The sequence below is a fragment of the Bacteroides acidifaciens genome (assembly GCF_903181435.1).
Taxonomy (GTDB): Bacteria; Bacteroidota; Bacteroidia; order Bacteroidales; family Bacteroidaceae; genus Bacteroides.
The window spans coordinates 2126227-2145140 of the sequence record NZ_CAEUHO010000001.1 but is presented as its reverse complement, the minus strand read 5'-3'; the positions used below and the strand labels follow the sequence as shown (position 1 = coordinate 2145140).

Annotated in this window: 14 protein-coding genes and 1 pseudogene; 5 read left to right on the top strand and 10 right to left on the bottom strand. The window is 44.8% G+C overall.

Annotation, left to right across the window (positions count from 1 at the left end):
- Positions 1-47 precede the first annotated feature (47 nt).
- Positions 48-1298, bottom strand: coding sequence for an anaerobic sulfatase-maturation protein (locus CLIN57ABFB40_RS09070; protein WP_175629790.1), 1251 nt, complete (start codon positions 1296-1298; stop codon positions 48-50).
- Between the two features lie 158 nt (positions 1299-1456).
- Between CLIN57ABFB40_RS09070 and CLIN57ABFB40_RS09065 the strand changes: the two genes are divergently transcribed.
- Positions 1457-2191, top strand: a complete 735-nt coding sequence (locus CLIN57ABFB40_RS09065; protein ID WP_175629789.1) for a DUF4369 domain-containing protein — start codon at positions 1457-1459, stop codon at positions 2189-2191.
- A gap of 313 nt (positions 2192-2504) precedes the next feature.
- Here CLIN57ABFB40_RS09065 and CLIN57ABFB40_RS09060 read toward each other — a convergent pair whose 3' ends face one another.
- A complete protein-coding gene (locus tag CLIN57ABFB40_RS09060; RefSeq protein ID WP_175629788.1) occupies positions 2505-3263 on the bottom strand; it encodes a lysophospholipid acyltransferase family protein in 759 nt (252 codons plus the stop codon).
- A 120-nt stretch (positions 3264-3383) separates the two neighbouring features.
- On the opposite strand from CLIN57ABFB40_RS09060, the gene CLIN57ABFB40_RS09055 reads away from it, so the two are divergent.
- Positions 3384-4637 (top strand): exonuclease SbcCD subunit D, encoded by a 1254-nt coding sequence (locus CLIN57ABFB40_RS09055; RefSeq protein WP_175629787.1) that lies wholly within the window; start codon positions 3384-3386, stop codon positions 4635-4637.
- Positions 4634-7501 (top strand): AAA family ATPase, encoded by a 2868-nt coding sequence (locus tag CLIN57ABFB40_RS09050; RefSeq protein WP_175629786.1) that lies wholly within the window; start codon positions 4634-4636, stop codon positions 7499-7501. Before CLIN57ABFB40_RS09055 ends, CLIN57ABFB40_RS09050 begins: the two co-directional genes overlap by 4 nt.
- Here the strand turns inward: CLIN57ABFB40_RS09050 and CLIN57ABFB40_RS09045 are convergent.
- The gene (locus CLIN57ABFB40_RS09045) at positions 7485-8651 is read right to left on the bottom strand and encodes a metallophosphoesterase (protein ID WP_175629785.1); all 1167 of its coding nucleotides are present in this window, start codon (positions 8649-8651) and stop codon (positions 7485-7487) included. The two genes, CLIN57ABFB40_RS09050 and CLIN57ABFB40_RS09045, sit on opposite strands and share 17 nt — an antisense overlap.
- Positions 8652-9153: 502 nt before the next feature.
- Here CLIN57ABFB40_RS09045 and CLIN57ABFB40_RS20575 point away from each other — a divergent pair.
- A pseudogene (locus CLIN57ABFB40_RS20575) lies at positions 9154-9198 on the top strand (hypothetical protein); the annotation flags it as partial.
- Positions 9199-9270: 72 nt separating this feature from the next.
- Here CLIN57ABFB40_RS20575 and CLIN57ABFB40_RS09035 read toward each other — a convergent pair.
- Genes CLIN57ABFB40_RS09035 through CLIN57ABFB40_RS09020 form a run of 4 tightly spaced genes read right to left on the bottom strand, consistent with a single transcriptional unit; the run spans position 9271 to position 12791 of the window.
- A complete protein-coding gene (locus CLIN57ABFB40_RS09035) occupies positions 9271-9783 on the bottom strand; it encodes an RNA polymerase sigma factor (protein ID WP_175629784.1) in 513 nt (170 codons plus the stop codon).
- 14 nt (positions 9784-9797) lie between these two features.
- Entirely contained in the window at positions 9798-10700 is a 903-nt protein-coding gene (locus CLIN57ABFB40_RS09030; RefSeq protein ID WP_175629783.1) for a vitamin B12 dependent-methionine synthase activation domain-containing protein, read from the bottom strand.
- A 10-nt stretch (positions 10701-10710) separates the two neighbouring features.
- Positions 10711-12051: a dihydroorotase gene (locus tag CLIN57ABFB40_RS09025; protein ID WP_175629782.1), complete on the bottom strand. Its 1341-nt coding sequence runs from the start codon at positions 12049-12051 to the stop codon at positions 10711-10713.
- Positions 12048-12791: a polyprenol monophosphomannose synthase gene (locus tag CLIN57ABFB40_RS09020; RefSeq protein ID WP_175629781.1), complete on the bottom strand. Its 744-nt coding sequence runs from the start codon at positions 12789-12791 to the stop codon at positions 12048-12050. The genes CLIN57ABFB40_RS09025 and CLIN57ABFB40_RS09020 overlap by 4 nt, the downstream gene beginning before the upstream one ends.
- 175 nt (positions 12792-12966) lie before the next feature.
- On the opposite strand from CLIN57ABFB40_RS09020, the gene mfd reads away from it, so the two are divergent.
- Positions 12967-16341 carry a transcription-repair coupling factor gene (mfd, locus tag CLIN57ABFB40_RS09015; protein ID WP_175629780.1) on the top strand — a complete coding sequence of 1125 codons (3375 nt, stop codon included), beginning with the start codon at positions 12967-12969 and terminating at the stop codon, positions 16339-16341.
- Positions 16342-16359: 18 nt separating this feature from the next.
- Here the strand turns inward: mfd and CLIN57ABFB40_RS09010 are convergent, their stop codons facing one another.
- The 3 genes from CLIN57ABFB40_RS09010 to CLIN57ABFB40_RS09000 all read right to left on the bottom strand — a co-directional run bounded on the left by CLIN57ABFB40_RS09010 (position 16360) and on the right by CLIN57ABFB40_RS09000 (position 18878).
- Positions 16360-18252: a YgiQ family radical SAM protein gene (locus CLIN57ABFB40_RS09010; RefSeq protein ID WP_175629779.1), complete on the bottom strand. Its 1893-nt coding sequence runs from the start codon at positions 18250-18252 to the stop codon at positions 16360-16362.
- Between the two features lie 84 nt (positions 18253-18336).
- Positions 18337-18561 carry a sulfurtransferase TusA family protein gene (locus CLIN57ABFB40_RS09005; RefSeq protein ID WP_175629778.1) on the bottom strand — a complete coding sequence of 75 codons (225 nt, stop codon included), beginning with the start codon at positions 18559-18561 and terminating at the stop codon, positions 18337-18339.
- Between the two features lie 2 nt (positions 18562-18563).
- The gene (locus CLIN57ABFB40_RS09000) at positions 18564-18878 is read right to left on the bottom strand and encodes a hypothetical protein (protein ID WP_175629777.1); all 315 of its coding nucleotides are present in this window, start codon (positions 18876-18878) and stop codon (positions 18564-18566) included.
- Between the last annotated feature and the right edge of the window lie 36 nt (positions 18879-18914).

The window sequence follows — 18914 nt, the reverse complement described above, 5'->3', positions numbered from 1 at the left end:
ATTCAGTGATAAAAATTAAATATTTGATTGTTAATATGTTCCGTATTTCACTTCCTGTTCTCCACTTTCAATTTTCCATTTTTTAAAGCTTCCATGATATTTGCCGGCGGGCGTTGGTTCATCAGCTCGTTTTTCATGAAATCCATGTATGGAGCTACATGTTTGAAGAACTGGTAGTATCCTTTGCATAAATAATTCAATCCGGGTTCGCCTTCCGATGTTCGGCTGAAGCGATTCTTCGGGCATTCACCGTTGCAGGCAAAGAGGAATTCACATTCCTTGCATTGGGTCGGGAGAGACCGGTATTTCATATTACCGAAATTATACTGGCGTTCGCTGTGCATCATCTCCACAAGAGTCTGGTTGTAGATATTTCCCAGTTTATATTCGGGAAACACAAAATGGTCGCAAGAGTAGACGTCTCCGTTGAATTCCATGACGCCGGCGTGTCCGCAGGTTTTTGCCATGGAGCACACACCGGGTTGTTCACCCATCCAATTGGCGAGTGTAGAATCGAATATCTGTATGTAGTAGTTGCCTACGTCTTCTTTTACCCATTCATCGAAAAGAGTGCAAAGAAAATTCCCCCACTGTTCGGGCGTGATTGAAAAGTCAGCCAGTGTTCCTTCCTTGTTTTCGGCAAGAGAGGCGAGATGGCGTCCGTCCTGATGCGGAAGGATGCGCTCTACGATGGGGGCAAACTGTATATAATGGCAATCTATTTCTTTGAAGAAATGGTAGAAATCCAAAGGATAGTCGGCATTGAAGTCATTGATAACAGCCATTGCGTTCCATTCCACTTTATGCTTTTTCAGAAGATTGATGCCTTGCATCACTTTCACGAAAGAAGGTTTTCCCATCTTGTTTTTGCGGTACTCATCGTGGAATTCCTGTGGTCCGTCGATTGAAACTCCTACCAGCCAGTTGTTGTCATGGAAGAACTGGCACCATTCATCGGTGAGCATTGTACCGTTGGTCTGGATACAGTTGTCGATCGTACGTCCGCGGGCGTATTTCTTTTGCAGTTCCATAGCCTTCTTGTAGAAAGAGAGCGGACGCATCAGCGTTTCTCCCCCGTGCCAGGTGAAAAGTACCTGAGGCATGGTCTGTGAGTTAATGTACTCGTCGATAAACTTTTCGAGAAGTTCATCGCTCATTACGTGTTTCGGATTGTCTTTGTATAGATTGGCCTTCTCCAGATAGTAGCAATAATCGCATGCAAGGTTGCATACGGCACCTACTGGCTTTACCATCACATAAAGCGGTTTGGCAAATGGGGCATAAGTCGATGTTTTCATGACTACAAAATTAGATAAACTAAATGAAAAAAAGTCCCTCAGACGTATGTTTATAAGGATTATTAAAGAAAAGAGACTTACAAGATTTAAATATTGATAAAATGTTTCCTTGAAATCTGAATCGGTTGTACCTTTGCACTCAGAATTTTAATGAATAGATGAACGTGAATAAAATTTTGTCTTTTTTACTTTTGCTTCCGTTTTTGGTTTCTTGTACCAGCAAGTACAAGATTGAAGGAACATCTTCTGTGAATAGTCTGGATGGAAAAATGTTATATCTTAAATCCCTGAACGATGGTGAGTGGGTGAAGTTGGATTCTGCTGAAGTGGTGCATGGACTATTCTCAATGAAAGGTAAAATTGATTCAGTACAGATGGTGACGCTTTATATGGATAGCGAAAGCATTATGCCGATTGTTCTGGAAAATGGTAAAATCACGGTAACTATCAGCAATTCGGAACTGAAAGCAGTAGGAACTCCTCTGAATGCAGCGTTGTATGAATTCATCGACAAAAGAAACCAGTTGGAAGAAAGCATAAGTGAATTGGAACAGAAAGAAACCCGCATGGTGATGGATGGCGGTGATTTGGAAGAAATTCACTCACAGTTGATGGTAGAAGGAGACTCATTGATGAATGAAATGAACCAATACATAAAGAAATTCATTTCAACTAATTATGAGAATGTACTGGGACCAAGCGTATTTATGATGCTTTGCAGTTCGTTGCCATATCCTGTCATGACTCCTCAGATAGACGATATAATAAAAGACGCCCCTTATTCTTTTAAGAGTAATAAATTCGTGCGGGAATTCCTTTCCAAAGCAAAAGAAAATATGAAATTGATAGAAGAACATCAACGTTTGGAACAAAATACTCCCACAAATAAGTAAACATTGAGCTTTTATTAGATTCAATTCTAAACCAATCCGGAGAATCGGCAAGGTAGGAGCTGATTATGCTCTGCTGATGACGGAAGCTATGTCGGGAAGCATTTGCCATACATCAGCAACTGGACCCCCTATCCATATACGCGGTCGATGCGTATACCTATTTAACGTCAGTTCGATATAACTTCGTCCGCATGGTTTCCCCTTCCCGAAGGAGGAGAATCAGAATAGTACAAGCTGACGTTATTTAATAATTTAATGATAAAAACTGGTTAGGAATGTGGGGTACGTGAGTATCCCCATATTTATATTTATACTATCGGTCTTGATCTTCGTTTGTCATCATACCCTTATGTTCTTCGGGCAGTGCACTTTCAACTGCGGCATAGGCTTCTGCCATAGTTGCCTTGATATTATCCATACCTTTTCCCTTGGGCGGAATAGGATCATGAATCGTCAGAATCATGCGGTGGCGGTGTATCCATTTGCTTGTACGCGGCAGGATTTCAAATGAGCCATCAATAGTGACGGGCACCACTGCCAACTGTAAGTCATCAGCCAATTGGAAAGCCCCTTTTTTAAAATATCCCATATGTCCAGTGAAAGTACGTGCCCCTTCCGGGAAAACGACTAATGAAACACCGTCTTTCAAAGACTCTTTGGCCTGCCGGATAGTCTCCAATACTTTTTTCGGACCGGAACGGTCAACAAAAATATGCCCTGCACTTTCACAAGCCTTTCCGACGAACGGCAGTTTGCGCAGGCTTTTTTTCATCATCCACTTAAAATTTCTTCCAATGAAACCATAGATTAGGAATATATCGAATGCCCCCTGATGGTTAGGAACGAAAATATAGGAAGTTTTATCATGCAACTTTTCACGTCCGCGAATCTTTACGGGAATCAACAGGAAAAGACAAATTAATTGTGACCATATCTTCCCCGGATGATACCCCCAGAAGTGGGCTCCACCCAAGAGGGAACCTACTATAGTGACGAGTGCCGTGAGAATGGTCAACACTAATAATATAGGCAAAGCGATGCAAATCTGATAAATATAATAAAGTATCTTCATAGGGTTGGATTTTTATCCTGCAAATATACATGATTATTGGTAAAAAAGAGATGCAGATGCCATATTATCTTTTCGATTGTGTTATTTTTGCTCCATGTTAATAGAGATAGTTACAAAAATATGATACGTATATTACATACTGCCGACTGGCATCTCGGACAAACCTTCTTCGGTTATGACCGTGCCGGAGAGCATGAGGCTTTTTTGAACTGGCTGGCAGAAGAAATTCGGCGGAAAGAGATTGATGCATTGGTTATAGCCGGAGATGTTTTTGATGTCTCCAATCCTTCGGCTGCATCTCAAAGCATGTATTACCGCTTTATTTACCGGGTGACGGCTGAGAATCCGAACCTGCAAATAGTGATTGTTGCCGGCAACCATGATTCGGCGGCACGTCTGGAAGCTCCCCTGCCTTTATTGCAGGCTATGAGGACAGAAGTCAGAGGGGTAGTACGCAAACTGGAAGGTGGAGAGATAGATTACAACCATTTGTGCGTGGAACTGAAGAACCGGATGGGGGAAGTTGAATTGCTTTGCATGGCTGTTCCTTTCTTGCGCCAGGGAGATTACCCGGCAGTGGAGACAGAAGGTAATCAATATGCGGAGGGAGTGCGTGAGCTTTATACCCAGCTCTTGCAAAGATTGTGGAAACGAAGAAAAGCAAATCAGTCGATTCTCGCCATCGGTCATCTGCAGGCTACCGGTTCGGAAATTGCAGAGAAAGATTATAGTGAACGTACGGTGATTGGCGGTTTGGAATGTGTGTCGCCGGATGCATTTTCCGAACAGATAGCCTATACAGCATTGGGGCATATTCATAAAGCTCAGCGGGTATCCGGTCGGGAGAATGTACGTTATGCAGGAAGTCCTATCCCGATGTCTTTTGCAGAGAAACATTACCGTCATGGAGTGGTGATGGTGACTTTTGATGATGGTTGTGCGGTAGATATTGAGCGGCTCGAATGTCCGAAGTCAATACCTTTGATAAGCGTACCGAGTGGAGAACCTTCATTGCCGGAAGTTGTATTGGAGGCATTGAAAGAACTGCCGGCAGTAGAGGGCATAGCTCCTTATTTGGAGGTAAAAGTATTGTTAGAAGAGCCGGAACCTATGCTCCGACAGGAAATAGAGGAAGCTTTGGCAGACAAAAACTATCGGTTGGCACGTATTATCTCTACTTATCGTGGTGATGCGGGAAATGCAGAAAAAGAAGAGGTGGAGTGGAAAAGAGGACTGCAAGAAATGTCTCCTTTACAGATAGCACAATCTGCATTTGAGAAGATTTATCAGGCAGAAATGCCGGAGGAGTTGACAGAATTATTTCAAGAAGCCTATTTGGCTGCCACCCGTAAAGAAGAGGAGGACGAAGAATGAAAATATTAGCCATACGATTAAAGAATCTAACTTCGATAGAGGGAACCGTGGAAGTCGATTTTACATCAGAACCGTTATATTCTGCGGGAATATTCGCTATTTCGGGACCTACGGGAGCAGGAAAATCTACCTTATTAGACGCATTGTGCCTGGCATTATATGATAAAGCCCCCCGTTTTGCCAATTCGGTAGAAAGTGTGAATTTGGCAGATGTAGGAGATAATCAGATAAACCAGTCTGATGTCAGAAACCTGCTGCGTCGGGGAACGAGTGACGGTTATGCGGAAGTTGATTTTTTAGGGGTAGACGGGCATCGTTATCGTTCTCATTGGTCGGTAAGACGGACAAGAAATAAGGTGAACGGTTCTTTGCAGCCACAAGCATTGGAAGTGAAAGATTTGGATACAGAGAAAGAATTTCAAGGTACCAAGAAAGAACTGTTGGCTCAATTGGTCGAGTTAATCGGTCTGACGTATGAACAGTTTACCCGTACCGTATTGCTGGCTCAGAATGACTTTGCCACCTTTTTGAAGTCGAAAGGAGCTGCGAAGGCGGAATTGCTGGAAAAACTGACAGGAACAGCCGTTTATTCGCGAATCTCCCAAGAAATATTTGCCCGGAATAAGGCAGCGCAAGAAGAAGTCACTTTGGTTCATAATAAAATGAGCGTGATTGAGCTGATACCGGAAGAGGAACAGCTTGCCTTGCAGAAAGAAAAAGAATTATTGGTTGAAAAGCGTGTAGAAGGTATTAAACTGCTGGCAGAGCAGAATAAGCAACTAAACGTTGTCCGTTCATTAAAAATGCAGGAAGAACTTCGAAAGAAGAAACAAGAAGAAGAACAAGGGGAACAGGTGAAGTTGAAAGGAGCTATGGAAAGACTTGTTTCGCAAGAGGAAGGGCTGGTGCGTTTTAAGACCCAATGGGAAGCTATACAACCCGATTTGAAGAAAGCACGTCAGTTGGATGTGCAGATACAGTCGCAACAGGATGGATATGTACAGGCACAACAGATGTTGCAGGTAGCCCGCGGGCAGGTAGCTGAACAGGAGAAGAAGATGCGGATGGCTGCAGAACACTTGCAATCATCTTATCAATCTTTGAATCGCTTGTTGAATCATACGGGAGTGGAAGAGCCTATGCAACTTGAACAAGTGGAGATAATCTTGCGGCAGGAAGAAGAAAAATTAAATATCGGAATAAAGGCAAACGAAGAACGGTTGGAACGATTAAATTCTTTTGGCTATCCATCATTGGCAGAAGAGCAGGTGAAGTTGCAGAAGGAATGGACGCGTCAGCAGAATATCCGGCAGCTTACCGAAACGCAGGCGAAAACAAAAGCTGAGATTGAAAGATTAGAGAAAGAAACAGCAGCTTGTTTCAAGCAACTGGCAGAGCGGGAGAGCACATTGAAAACCATTCAGCGGCTTTATGAAAATGCCCGTATGGCGGTTGGGAAAGATGTGAAGGCACTGCGTCAGCAATTGCAGGAGGGAGAAGCCTGTCCGGTTTGCGGCAGTACATCGCATCCTTATCATCGGGAGCAAGAAGTGGTAGATACTCTTTTTAAGAACATCGAGCAGGAATATAATACTGCCGTAGCGGCATGCCAGCAGACAAACAACCGGAGTATCGCTTTACAGCGTGATTTGGCACATCAAAAGACAATTGAAGGACAGGTGTGCGCTCAATTGGCAACATTACAGAAGGAAGGGCTTGATGCAGGCAGCGCAGAACAGATACAGCATCGTTTGGAAGAACTGGCAAAGCTGATTCTGGAATACCGCAATCTATATGCAGAATGGCAACACAGTGACGAAGCAGTAAAGAAGATGCGTGCTCATTGTGAGGCTCTGCGTGAGAATGTCTCCCTCTGTCGCTTGGCAATGCAAAAAGTATCGTCTGCCAAAGAACAGTTGGCTACTTTGCAAAATGTAGTCACTACCGAGCAGAAACGATTTGCTACGATAGAGAAAACATTGAATGCCCTTCGTCAGGAACGTTCGGTTTTATTAAAAGGAAAGAGTGCCGATGAAGCCGAAGCAGCCGTGGCGAGAAAGGAAAAAGAACTGAATCTGGCATTGGAGCAAGCGCGTAAAGAAGTAGAAGCCGTTCAAAACCGCCTTTCGGGCTTGCATGGGGAAATGAAACAGATAGCTTTGACCGTTGAAGAGCTGCAAGAGCAGCACAAACAGATTGAATCCCCTGAACAACTTCCTGAAACTATCAGGCAACAACAGGAAGAAAATCTCAATACAGAACGAAGCCTTTCCGCTATTGAAGCCCGTTTGCTGCAACAAATAAAGAATAAGGCAACAATGGAAATGATTGCTAAAGAACTGTCGGAGAAACAATCAGTAGCCGAGCGTTGGGCAAAACTAAATAAGCTGATTGGAAGCGCAGACGGGGCGAAGTTTAAGGTTATCGCACAGAGTTATACTTTGAATCTGTTACTGCTTCATGCCAACAAACATTTGTCTTACCTATCCAAACGCTATAAATTGCAGCAAGTTCCCAGCACATTGGCGCTTCAGGTCATAGACTGTGACATGTGTGATGAGGTGCGGACTGTATATTCTCTCTCCGGGGGCGAATCATTTTTGATTTCCCTTGCATTGGCATTGGGGCTGTCTTCTTTATCCAGCAATAATCTGAAAGTGGAATCCCTCTTTATTGATGAAGGATTCGGCTCTTTGGATGCGGAAAGCTTGCGGACAGCTATGGAAGCGTTGGAGCAACTGCAAATGCAAGGAAGAAAGATAGGAGTCATTTCTCATGTACAAGAGATGAGTGAACGGATTTCTGTCCAAGTCCAGGTACATAAAAAGGTAAATGGGAAGAGTGTGCTTACCGTCGTAGGGTAAGCACCGTTATTTCCGGCCATGCGCCGAAACGGAAAGGCAATCCTACATAACCGATTCCTACGTTGACATACAAACCGCGTGTACCTTCCAGGTACATTCCACTCCATTCAGGATAGATATAAACGGAAGGAGAGTAGTCTCCAAATTGAAGTTGCATGGCATGGGTATGTCCTGCCAGCATTAAATCCACGTCCGATTTGGGAAGTACTTCCCGTCTCCAGTGTGTCGGATTGTGGCTTAACAGTATTTGGAACATGCCCTCAGTACCCGCTTTTGCTCCGGCTAGATCACCATGTTGGGAGAAAGGCGGTTCGCCTTCGTTTTCTACTCCGATAAGCGCGATGCTGTCATTTCCTTGAACCAGAAACGTATGCGAGTTATTCAATAACTTCCATCCCATAGCAGCCTGTCTCTGTTCTAAATCAATCAGGTTGTCATCTTGTTCCTGTTTGCTTTTCCAACGGAAATAAGGACCATAATCGTGGTTCCCTAATATGGAGTAAACCCCATCCTTGGCTTTCAATCGTGCCAGAATTTCCTGAAACTCATCCAATTCTACTGCTCGATGGTTTACCAAGTCTCCGGTGAAAACGATAAGGTCGGGCTGTTGGGCATTCACCAGTTCCACCATTCTTTCGATAGCAGAAGCGTTTCCTGTCCAACTGCCGATATGTATGTCTGAAAGTTGCACAATACGGTATCCGTCGAAAGCTTGGGGAAGCCGGGAAGAAGAGTAGGTGGTTTCCTTGACTTCAAACCGACTGCGTCCGATGAAAGAACCGTAGAGAATCATAATGATGCAGATGACGGCTAATGTCAATCCAGTACATATAAACGGAGTATGTGGCATCCGGAACCATTTATGGAAAGGTATCCCAACGACGGTGCAGAGAGCCAGTAATAGTTTAGGAGCCGCAAATAGGAAAAAGAAGACGGAGAACCGTCCGATATCCCGTGTATGACTCTCGGAAAACGAATTGTTGGCGAAAAACACTAGATATAACAGTCCTGCAATAATAAGGACACTTGGTATCCAATAGAGGATACGTAGCCACCGCTTTGCTGTGAGCCGGACGATAAACCGCAGATACAAGTAAATATCCGGTAGAATCAGTAGTAATAACAAGAATATGAATAAGCGTTGTAACATGCTGAACTCTTTGGTTAATATATTTTAGGTTGTATATTCTATATCAGCTCATTTAATTCGCTCAAGTTCTTTTTGATTTCGTGGATACGATTCAAGAACTTCTTGCGGTAAATCCATAAAATCAGTCCGAGTCCGCCACCCCATAGCAAGAAGAAAAAGAGCATCATCCCCATCCCGTATTGCCATACCTGCCAGTAGATAAATGAAAGTATAGCCAGTATCAGAAGAAAGGCGATGGCAAACAACCGTTCTCTGATAGTCCACCGGTGAATGCGGTTGACACGGCTTATTACTTCTACAAGTGGCATTTCGTCTATTTGAGTCCGTTGGAGAAAACGGGTGGTGACGATGTCCCAGCAAAGTGCCGGAATCCAGGCGAGAAGAATGATGATGTAGATCGGATTCAATCGGTTATGTAACAGTACTTCCGCTAAAAATAGGATTAATACCGGCAGAGAAATCAGAATCAGCTTGATATTCAGACTGGCAATGGCATGGATACCTTTGCCGGCATGTGCTATCAGCTTTGAAAGTTCTTCTTCCTTGATAAGCTCCTTGTCTTTTAAGTGCTCATCAAGTACATTCCAGGATTTTTTCAGTTCTTCCAATTCCATATATCTTATTCCTCCTTTTTCATTCTTTTAAGTTTATCCTTGATACGGCTCAGTTTGGTCGCTACGTTCGTAACGGTTAGTCCGGTGATTTCCGCGATTTCCTCATAACTTTTATCCTCAAGATAGAGCAGGATTATTGATTTGTCGAGTTGTCCCAGTTGGTTAATCATCCGATAGAGCTGCCTTAGCATTTCATTGACCGGATCATGTGCTTCGACGGTCCAATCTATTTCCCCGGTGAGGCTGACTATTTCCGGTACATTCTTTTCTTTTCGATAAAAGCTGATACAGGTATTAAGGGCAATGCGGTAAATCCATGTAGAGATTTTACATTCCTTCCTGAATTTAGGAAAAGCTTTCCAAAGGTTCAGTATCACGTCCTGGTATAGGTCGTTAAGAGGAGCATTGGGGTTGGCATACAGATAGCACACTTTGTAGATTACCCGTTCGTATTCGCGGATGACCGACAAGAACTCTTGCTCAATAGTTTTTTTTGCCTCTGTTATTCGTTCTCTCATGGAGTCTATGATTGCTATTGTAAATTGGCTGCCAGGAATTTACGGATTTCTTCCACACTCTTTCCCCGGCGTCGGGCATAATCTTCGAGCTGGTCTTCTCCAATCTTGCCGACGGAGAAGTACTCGGCAGACGGGTGGGCGAACATAAGTCCGCAAACAGAAGCGTGAGGATACATGGCTCCGTTCTCAGTCAGCGAAATACCTATCTGTTTCATGTCCAGCAGTTCATCCAGTAGGAAGTTGACGGACTGATCGGGCAAAGAGGGGTAACCGACGGCAGGACGGATGCCTTGGTATTTTTCAACTAATAAATCTGCCATACTCAGGTTTTCGTCTTTAGCGTAACCCCATGCTTCTTTACGTACATATTCGTGCATTTTTTCCGTAGCAGCTTCCGCAAGGCGGTCGGAGAGGGTTTGTACAAGTAAATGTTTATAAGGGTCCTGTTCATATAATCCTTCCATATCCGCGTCGATGGAAGAGGCAAAAGCTCCTATGGTATCCGGGATACCGGAAGATAATGGACGGATGAAGTCACTCAGGCAAACGAAAGGACTACCGTCTCTTTTAGGTGTTTGCTGGCGAAGCAAGGGAAAGGTGATAAATTGGTCTTTTCCCTTTTCAATCAGCAGATTATCTCCGTCAGAATTTGCCTTGCAGAGTTTGAAGATTGTTTTCACTTCATAATCCTGGTCGAGAGAGTCCAACATCCGGTTTGCTTCTTTGAATAGTTGCATGGCTTCGGAAGCTTTGCTGCGCTCTTCTTCGGGAAAGGTAGTCAACCACATAGCACGGCAGGAATCGCATCCGTGAATGTTGGCGATGGCTGCGAAACGTGGTTGAAAGCCCCATGCGTGGAAAAAGTAAATCCAGTTGATGTAAGGGCTGACAGAATGTATTTTGTAGGATAAAATCATAAATTGTCATTTAGCGTTCAAAGAATAACTCTTGTCCGCGATATCTCTCGTCTATTTCTCCGTTATTGTATAACAGATGTCCGTTTACAAATGTTTTCTCCACTTTCCAGTGCAAGGTGCGTCCTTCTAACGGACTCCATTTGCATTTGCTTAAAATACAGTCTGCCGTTACCGTCCATTCAGAGTCGGGGCGTACCAGTACAAGGTCTGCCTGATATCCCTTATGAATGAATCCGCGATTATTGATTTGGTACATTTGAGCCGGTGCATGAGCCATCTTTTCCACTACCTTTTCAATAGAGAATACTCCCTTATCCACAAGTTCCAACATGCTGACTAACGAGAATTGTATCATTGGCATACCGGACATGGCCTTTAAAGCCCCACCTTCTTTCTCGCTTAGCAAGTGCGGGGCATGGTCGGTTGCGATGGCATCAATCAAGCCACTGTTGACAGCCTCCTGCAAGGCCTTCCGGTCTTCTGCCGTCTTGATGGCAGGGTTACACTTGATGCGTGCACCGAGTGTCCCGTAGTCATTTTCCGTAAAGAGCAGATGGGAAACACAGGCTTCTGCCGTAATTCTCTTTTCCGCCAAAGGAGCGTCAGAGAACAGGCTTAGTTCTTTGGCTGTGGAAATGTGCATGATGTGCAGGCGGGCGTTTGCTTCGCGTGCCAGTTGCACAGCCAGTTCGGAAGAACGGAAACAAGCCTCTTCCGACCTGATTACAGGATGGAGAGCCAATGGTACATCGTCACCGTATTCCTTTTTATATTTATCCGTATTCTCTTTGATGATTCCCTGGTCTTCGCAGTGGGCAGCGATGAGCAAATCAGTTCCGCCGAATATATTGCGCAGGCTGGCCATGCGGTCTACCAACATATTCCCGGTACTCGAACCCATAAATAATTTCACGCCACAAACACGATGCTTATCCAGTTGCGCAAACTGGGTGTAGTTGTTATTGGTCGCTCCGAAGTAGCAGGAATAGTTGACAACAGACTTCTCGCCCAATAAAGCGAGTTTTTCATTCAAGGCTTCCAAAGTAGTTGTCTGTGGATTTGTATTCGGCATATCCATGATGGAAGTGACACCACCGGCTGCCGCGGCATGGCTTTCTGTGGTAATATCCGCTTTATGAGTCAACCCGGGATCACGGAAATGAACATGTTCGTCGATGGCGCCCGGCAATAGGTAGCATCCGGTCGCGTCTATAATTTCGTCACAAGGTATGGTTGTTTTCTCGTCGCCTACTAATATTTCGGCGATAATCTCATTTTCTATTACGACAGAGCCCAGAACTTTTCTTCCTTCGTTTACAATAACGGCATTTTGAATCAGTGTACGTTTCATTTCTTTTGCGGGAATTTATGGAACCAACTATTTGTTTTTAATTTAATCACACCGAATATGGCCTCTCCGAAGATGCTGCTGTTCATCTTGGAAGTGCCCAGTTCACGGTTGATGAAGATAACGGGAACTTCGATGATTTTAAAGCCACATTTATAAGCGGTGAATTTCATTTCAATCTGAAAAGCGTATCCTTTGAAGCGGATATGGTCTAAATCAATCGTTTCCAATACTTGGCGACGGTAACAGACGAATCCGGCGGTGGTGTCGTGTACGGGAATGCCTGTGATAAACCTCACATATTTGGATGCGAAATAAGACATCAGTACCCGTCCCATTGGCCAGTTCACTACGTTCACTCCGCTGACATAACGGGAGCCGATAGACACATCTCCACCCTGTTCCGAGCAAGCCTGATACAGCCGTGGGAGGTCGTTCGGGTTATGGCTGAAGTCGGCATCCATTTCGAAGATATATTCGTATGTATGTTCCAGTGCCCATTTGAAACCGGCGATATAAGCGGTTCCCAGTCCCAGTTTCCCTTTACGTTCAATCATGAAAAGGCGTTCGGGAAATTCTTGTTGCAGTTTTTTTACTATATTTGCCGTTCCGTCCGGAGACCCGTCCTCTATTACCAGGATATGGAATACTTTAGGAAGTCCGAAAACGGCGCGGATGATATTTTCTATGTTCTCCCGTTCGTTATAGGTAGGGATAATTACGATGCTATCCGATGTTTGCATATAGTTACTATAAAATTTAGAAACAAAAGTAGCTCTTTTCCTTTAGTTATAGGCGAACTAAGGAAAATTTAACGTGCGCTATGCTTCATTGGGAATCCCCCTTTGCAATACTTCCATCCTTAAAGTATGTACTCCCATTATTTTTTGTACTTTTGCGGTGAAATTCTTAATAGGTATGACAATAACTGAGTTGCAACAACAATATGCTGCCCACCCCAATACGGCAGTTATGAAGCGCTTGTTGAAGGACACCTCTGTCCAGACTATCTTTTGTGGCGGACTGTGTGCATCTGCCGCTTCCCTTTTTTCTTCTGTGTTGGTACAAGAGGGCGGTTGCCCGTTTGTATTTGTTTTAGGCGACCTTGAAGAAGCCGGATATTTCTATCATGACCTGACGCAGATATTGGGTGCGGAGACAGTGCTTTTCTTTCCCTCCTCCTTCCGTCGTTCCATCAAGTATGGGCAGAAAGACGCAGCGAATGAGATTCTTCGTACCGAAGTACTGAGCCGTTTGCAGAAAGGGGAGAAAGGCTTGTGCATTGTAACTTATCCGGATGCGTTGGCAGAAAAAGTCGTATCCCGCAAGGAACTGAGCAACAAGACGTTGAAACTGAACGTCGGCGAGAAAGTGGACACCACATTTATAACGGACGTTTTGCATAGCTACGGCTTTGAATATGTGGATTATGTATATGAACCGGGACAATACGCCGTTCGCGGAAGCATTATCGACGTCTTTTCTTTTGCTTCGGAGTATCCCTATCGTATCGACTTCTTTGGCGATGAAGTGGAGAGTGTCCGCACCTTTGAAGTAGAAACCCAATTATCCCGTGAGAAGAAAGACGGAGTATCTATTGTGCCCGATTTGGCAGTGACCGGAGAGGTGACCACCTCTTTCCTGGATTTTATCCCGAAAGAGACAACTTTGGCAATGCGTGATTTCCTTTGGTTGCGTGAGCGGATACAGGCAGTGCACGACGATGCACTGACACCGCAGGCGATAGCCGTTCAGGAAGCCGAAGAGAACGGAGGGATTACACTGGAAGGAAAACTGATAGACGGCAGTGAATTTACGGTACGTGCACTTGATTTCCGTCGGTTGGAGTTTGGAAACAAGCCGACCGGCACGCCGAATGCCAGTATCACTTTCAGCACTTCCGCCCAACCAATCTTTCATAAGAATTTCGATTTAGTGGCAAGTTCCTTCAAGGATTATCTGGAGAAAGGATATTCGCTTTACATATGTAGTGACAGCACGAAGCAGACGGAGCGTATCAAAGCTATTTTCGAGGATCGTGGTGACAAGATACAGTTCACCGCTGTGGAGCGTACCATTCACGAAGGATTTGTTGACAACACTTTGCGTCTTTGCATCTTTACGGACCATCAACTGTTCGACCGTTTCCATAAATACAATCTGAAGAGCGATAAGGCACGTTCGGGAAAAGTGGCTCTTTCCTTGAAAGAATTGAACCAATTTACTCCGGGCGATTATGTCGTGCATACGGATCATGGCATCGGGCGTTTTTCCGGTTTGGTGCGTATTCCGAATGGGGACACTACGCAGGAAGTATTGAAACTGGTCTTTCAGAATGAAGATGTTGTATTTGTCTCTATACACTCCCTGCATAAGGTTTCTAAATATAAAGGAAAAGAAGGCGAAGCCCCTCGGCTGAATAAATTGGGCACGGGTGCATGGGAGAAACTGAAAGAGCGCACGAAGAGCAAAATAAAGGACATAGCCCGTGATTTGATAAAGCTGTATTCGCAACGCCGGCAGGAAAAGGGATTCTCATATAGTCCCGACAGTTTCTTGCAGCGCGAATTGGAAGCATCCTTTATTTATGAAGACACGCCCGATCAGAGCAAAGCGACTGTCGAAGTCAAGGCCGATATGGAAAGCGACCGTCCGATGGACCGTTTGGTTTGTGGAGACGTAGGTTTCGGAAAAACAGAAGTTGCTGTCCGTGCCGCCTTCAAAGCAGTGGCCGATAATAAGCAGGTAGCTGTCCTGGTGCCGACAACGGTACTTGCCTATCAGCATTTCCAGACATTCCGCGAGCGTCTGAAAGGATTGCCATGCCGGGTGGATTATCTCAGCCGCGCACGTACGGCAGCACAGTCCAAAGCAGTTCTGAAAGGATTGAAAGAAGGAGAAATCGGCATCCTTATCGGCACGCACCGTATCTTGGGAAAAGATGTGCAGTTCAAAGACCTGGGGCTGCTGATAGTTGACGAAGAGCAGAAGTTCGGAGTTTCCGTAAAAGAAAAGCTGCGTCAGCTAAAAGTGAATGTAGATACATTGACAATGACCGCCACCCCGATTCCCCGTACACTTCAATTCTCATTGATGGGCGCGCGCGACCTGAGTGTTATTTCTACCCCGCCGCCCAACCGTTATCCGATTCAGACCGAAGTCCACACCTTCAATGAAGAAGTAATCACGGATGCCATTAATTTCGAGATGAGTCGTAACGGACAGGTTTTCTTCGTCAATAACCGGATTGCCAATCTGCCCGAATTAAAAGCGATGATTGAACGCCACATCCCGGACTGCCGTGTAACAATCGGGCATGGGCAGATGGAACCGTCGCAACTGGAGAAAATCATTTTAGACTTTGTCAACTATGATTATGATGTGCTTCTGGCAACAACTATCATTGAAAGTGGCATTGACATTCCGAATGCCAATACCATCATCATCAACCAGGCACAGAATTTCGGATTGAGCGACCTTCACCAGATGCGTGGCCGGGTGGGGCGCAGCAATAAGAAAGCCTTCTGTTATCTGCTGGCTCCGCCATTGAGTAGTCTTACGACAGAAGGAAAACGCCGGCTTCAGGCCATCGAGAACTTTAGCGACCTTGGAAGTGGAATCCATATTGCCATGCAGGATTTGGATATTCGTGGAGCAGGAAACCTGCTCGGTGCGGAACAAAGCGGGTTCGTGGCCGACTTGGGATATGAAACTTATCAGAAGATTCTTTCCGAAGCCGTCCATGAACTGAAGAACGACGAGTTTGCCGATTTATATGCCGATGAAATCAAGGGCGAAGGACAGATTAGCGGTGAAGGATTTGTGGACGAATGTCAGGTAGAGAGCGACCTTGAGCTGTTATTGCCAGCCAATTACGTAACCGGTAGCAGCGAACGCATGTTGCTCTATCGCGAACTGGACGGATTGACATTAGACAAAGACGTAGACGCTTTCCGCTCCCGCCTCGAAGACCGTTTCGGCCCTGTTCCGCCGGAAACGCAGGAGTTGTTGCGTATTGTACCTCTCCGCCGCCTCGCAGCACGTCTGGGAGCAGAAAAGATATTCCTGAAAGGCGGGCGCATGACCTTGTTCTTTGTATCCAATCCGGATAGTCCGTTCTACCAGAGCCAGGCTTTCGGTAAGGTGATAGACTATATGATGAAATATACCCGTCGTTGCGATTTGAGGGAACAGAATGGAAAACGGAGTATGCTGATTAAGGATGTGTCGAATGTAGAGACAGCAGTCAGTGTGCTGCAAGAGATTGTGGCATTGCCGGTAAAAGATAAATAGACAGGCGGTTCTGTCTATTTATCTTTTTCCTCTGGCTTTGTTTCTTTCTACTTCTTTTCCTTTTCCATATAATTTGTCTATCAAGTCCGAACGCCCGATTCGTCTCAATTCATTGATAATGTTCTTGCGTTCTTCCGGCTTATACCAAAAGAAGAATTGCCGTTGAGCTAGTTTCTCCCGTTGGGTCTTAGCACTGAATACCGGTTCCAAGGTGTGCGGATGAAACCCCGTGTACCATGTTTCGGTGGCTACTGTCATCGGAGTAGGAGTGAAGTCCTGTACTTGTTCCAGGTGAAAGTCCAAACGTTTGGTGATAACAGCGAGTTCTGCCATATCTTCTTCCTTACAACCCGGGTGTGAAGAGATAAAATAAGGAATCAGTTGTTGGCGCAGATTCTCTTCCCTATTAATGCGGTCGAATATCTTCTTGAATGTTTCGAACTGTTCGAAGGATGGTTTGCGCATTATCGACAATACACCTGCACTGGTATGTTCGGGAGCCACTTTCAGACGACCGCTAACGTGATTGACAATCAACTCACGGGTATATTCGGCAGTACTGCGGTTGATGGCTGCATCTTTACTCTGATGAAGCAGCAGATCATAACGTATCCCACTGCCGATAAAAGATTTCTTAATACCGGGCAAAGCATCTACCGCATGATAAATATCCAATAACGGACGATGATCCGAATTCAGGTTAGGGCAAACTTTCGGATGGATACATGATGGTCGCTTGCATTTTTTGCAGATAGATTCATCTTTCCCTTTCATCTGATACATATTGGCGGAAGGGCCGCCCAAGTCACTTAAATATCCTTTGAAGTCCGGCAACTGGATAACTTCTTTTACTTCTTTCAGAATAGACTCTTTACTACGGCTAACGATAAATTTCCCCTGATGCGCGGAAATAGTGCAGAACGCACAACCACCAAAGCATCCCCGATGAATATTGATGGAAAACTTAATCATATCATAAGCGGGAATCCGCTTTCCCTTATATTTAGGATGCGGCAGGCGGGTATATGGCAAATCGAAAGAACGGTCCAGATCTTCCTGGCTCATTGGTGGATAAGGGGGATTGACTATTACAACCCTATTACCCACAACTTGCGTGATACGTGCAGCCGCATATTTATTGGATTCTTCTTCAATGTGCCGGAAATTGCTCGCGTGTTTTTTCTTATCCGTCAGGCATTCTTCGTGTGAATAGAGTTGGATATCTTCCGCATCGGAAACCCACTCTGTCTCACGGCAAAGATAGGCTGTCTGTGGGATTGTTCCAATAATCTTTTTAAAGTCGTTGGTAGTTAATGAAGCTTCTTCTGTTGGAAGTAAACTTTTCATTTTCCGGGTTAAGTCTACAATCGGCTTTTCACCCATTCCATAAATGAGTAAGTCTGCACCACTATCGCATAAAATGCTTTTTTGTACCTTGTCCTGCCAATAGTCATAATGGCTTAATCGCCTCATGCTGGCTTCAATGCCGCCTAAGATAACGGGAACATCGGGATAAAGTCTTTTCAGAATTTGACTGTAAACAGTAGAAGGGTAGTCCGGACGCATATCCGGACGACCGTCGGGAGTATAAGCATCCTCACTGCGCAGCCGTTTGTTGGCGGTATATTTGTTTACCATCGAGTCCATGCATCCGCCGGAGATACCAAAGAACAGGCGGGGACGTCCCAGCTTTTTGAAATCACGCAGGTCATCACGCCAATTAGGTTGAGGTACGATGGCTATTTTCAAACCTTCTGCTTCGAGAATACGCCCGATAACGGCAGTGCCAAAAGATGGATGGTCCACATAAGCATCCGCGCTGAAGAGAATGACATCCAATTCATTCCATCCGCGGAGTTCTACTTCTTTCTTAGTAGTGGGTAACCAGTCGGTCAATCGATATTCTTTCATGCCGCAAAGATAAGGATAATAAAAAACATCCCAATGATTTTTTTATTCATTGGGATGTTTAACTTCAATCATTAGGATGTTTTTTCAAAACTTCTTATTGATTGTGAACTCTAATGTCATTTGTTCTCCGTCGTAGATTTCGCGGAAACCGATACCTTGCTCGGAAAGATATTCTTTCAAATCCTGGAATGCGTCGGCATGGTTCATAATAATCTCTATCGTTTCACCGGGAGAAGTGCCACACATGGCTTTGATTGCTGGAATCAGCGGGCTGTAAGCTGTCGTTCCGCGAGTATCTACCGTAATCATCGTTACTCCTCTTCTTCCGTTTCCGGACTGGAAAGCCAGGTGAGATAAAGCTTTATAAGCTGCTGCAAACCGAATGCCTTCATATTATTGTGATAAATCACGTCGATGCAGAGGTCCAGCAAGTCTTTGCTGTCTTCTTCCTGGCTGGCGATGAGAGAACGGATGTTTAGCTTCAGTTTATCCAGTACGCTTTCATCTACAATACCGGTGCTGTCAATAAGGTGGCGGAACAGGGCATATTTTTCAATGGTTCTCAAGTTTTCGTTAGATACTTCTATGTTGCGTGTACCGCTGGGATTTGCTTGTATAGTATACATTGTTTTTTAGTTTTAAGGGTTATTACAATAGCAAAG

Coding starts and splice junctions, on each gene's coding strand:
- CLIN57ABFB40_RS09070 (WP_175629790.1), bottom strand. CDS start 1,298: ATGAAAACATCGACTTATGCCCCATTTGCCAAACCGCTTTATGTGATG.
- CLIN57ABFB40_RS09065 (WP_175629789.1), top strand. CDS start 1,457: ATGAACGTGAATAAAATTTTGTCTTTTTTACTTTTGCTTCCGTTTTTG.
- CLIN57ABFB40_RS09060 (WP_175629788.1), bottom strand. CDS start 3,263: ATGAAGATACTTTATTATATTTATCAGATTTGCATCGCTTTGCCTATA.
- CLIN57ABFB40_RS09055 (WP_175629787.1), top strand. CDS start 3,384: ATGATACGTATATTACATACTGCCGACTGGCATCTCGGACAAACCTTC.
- CLIN57ABFB40_RS09050 (WP_175629786.1), top strand. CDS start 4,634: ATGAAAATATTAGCCATACGATTAAAGAATCTAACTTCGATAGAGGGA.
- CLIN57ABFB40_RS09045 (WP_175629785.1), bottom strand. CDS start 8,651: ATGTTACAACGCTTATTCATATTCTTGTTATTACTACTGATTCTACCG.
- CLIN57ABFB40_RS09035 (WP_175629784.1), bottom strand. CDS start 9,783: ATGAGAGAACGAATAACAGAGGCAAAAAAAACTATTGAGCAAGAGTTC.
- CLIN57ABFB40_RS09030 (WP_175629783.1), bottom strand. CDS start 10,700: ATGATTTTATCCTACAAAATACATTCTGTCAGCCCTTACATCAACTGG.
- CLIN57ABFB40_RS09025 (WP_175629782.1), bottom strand. CDS start 12,051: ATGAAACGTACACTGATTCAAAATGCCGTTATTGTAAACGAAGGAAGA.
- CLIN57ABFB40_RS09020 (WP_175629781.1), bottom strand. CDS start 12,791: ATGCAAACATCGGATAGCATCGTAATTATCCCTACCTATAACGAACGG.
- mfd (WP_175629780.1), top strand. CDS start 12,967: ATGACAATAACTGAGTTGCAACAACAATATGCTGCCCACCCCAATACG.
- CLIN57ABFB40_RS09010 (WP_175629779.1), bottom strand. CDS start 18,252: ATGAAAGAATATCGATTGACCGACTGGTTACCCACTACTAAGAAAGAA.
- CLIN57ABFB40_RS09005 (WP_175629778.1), bottom strand. CDS start 18,561: ATGATTACGGTAGATACTCGCGGAACGACAGCTTACAGCCCGCTGATT.
- CLIN57ABFB40_RS09000 (WP_175629777.1), bottom strand. CDS start 18,878: ATGTATACTATACAAGCAAATCCCAGCGGTACACGCAACATAGAAGTA.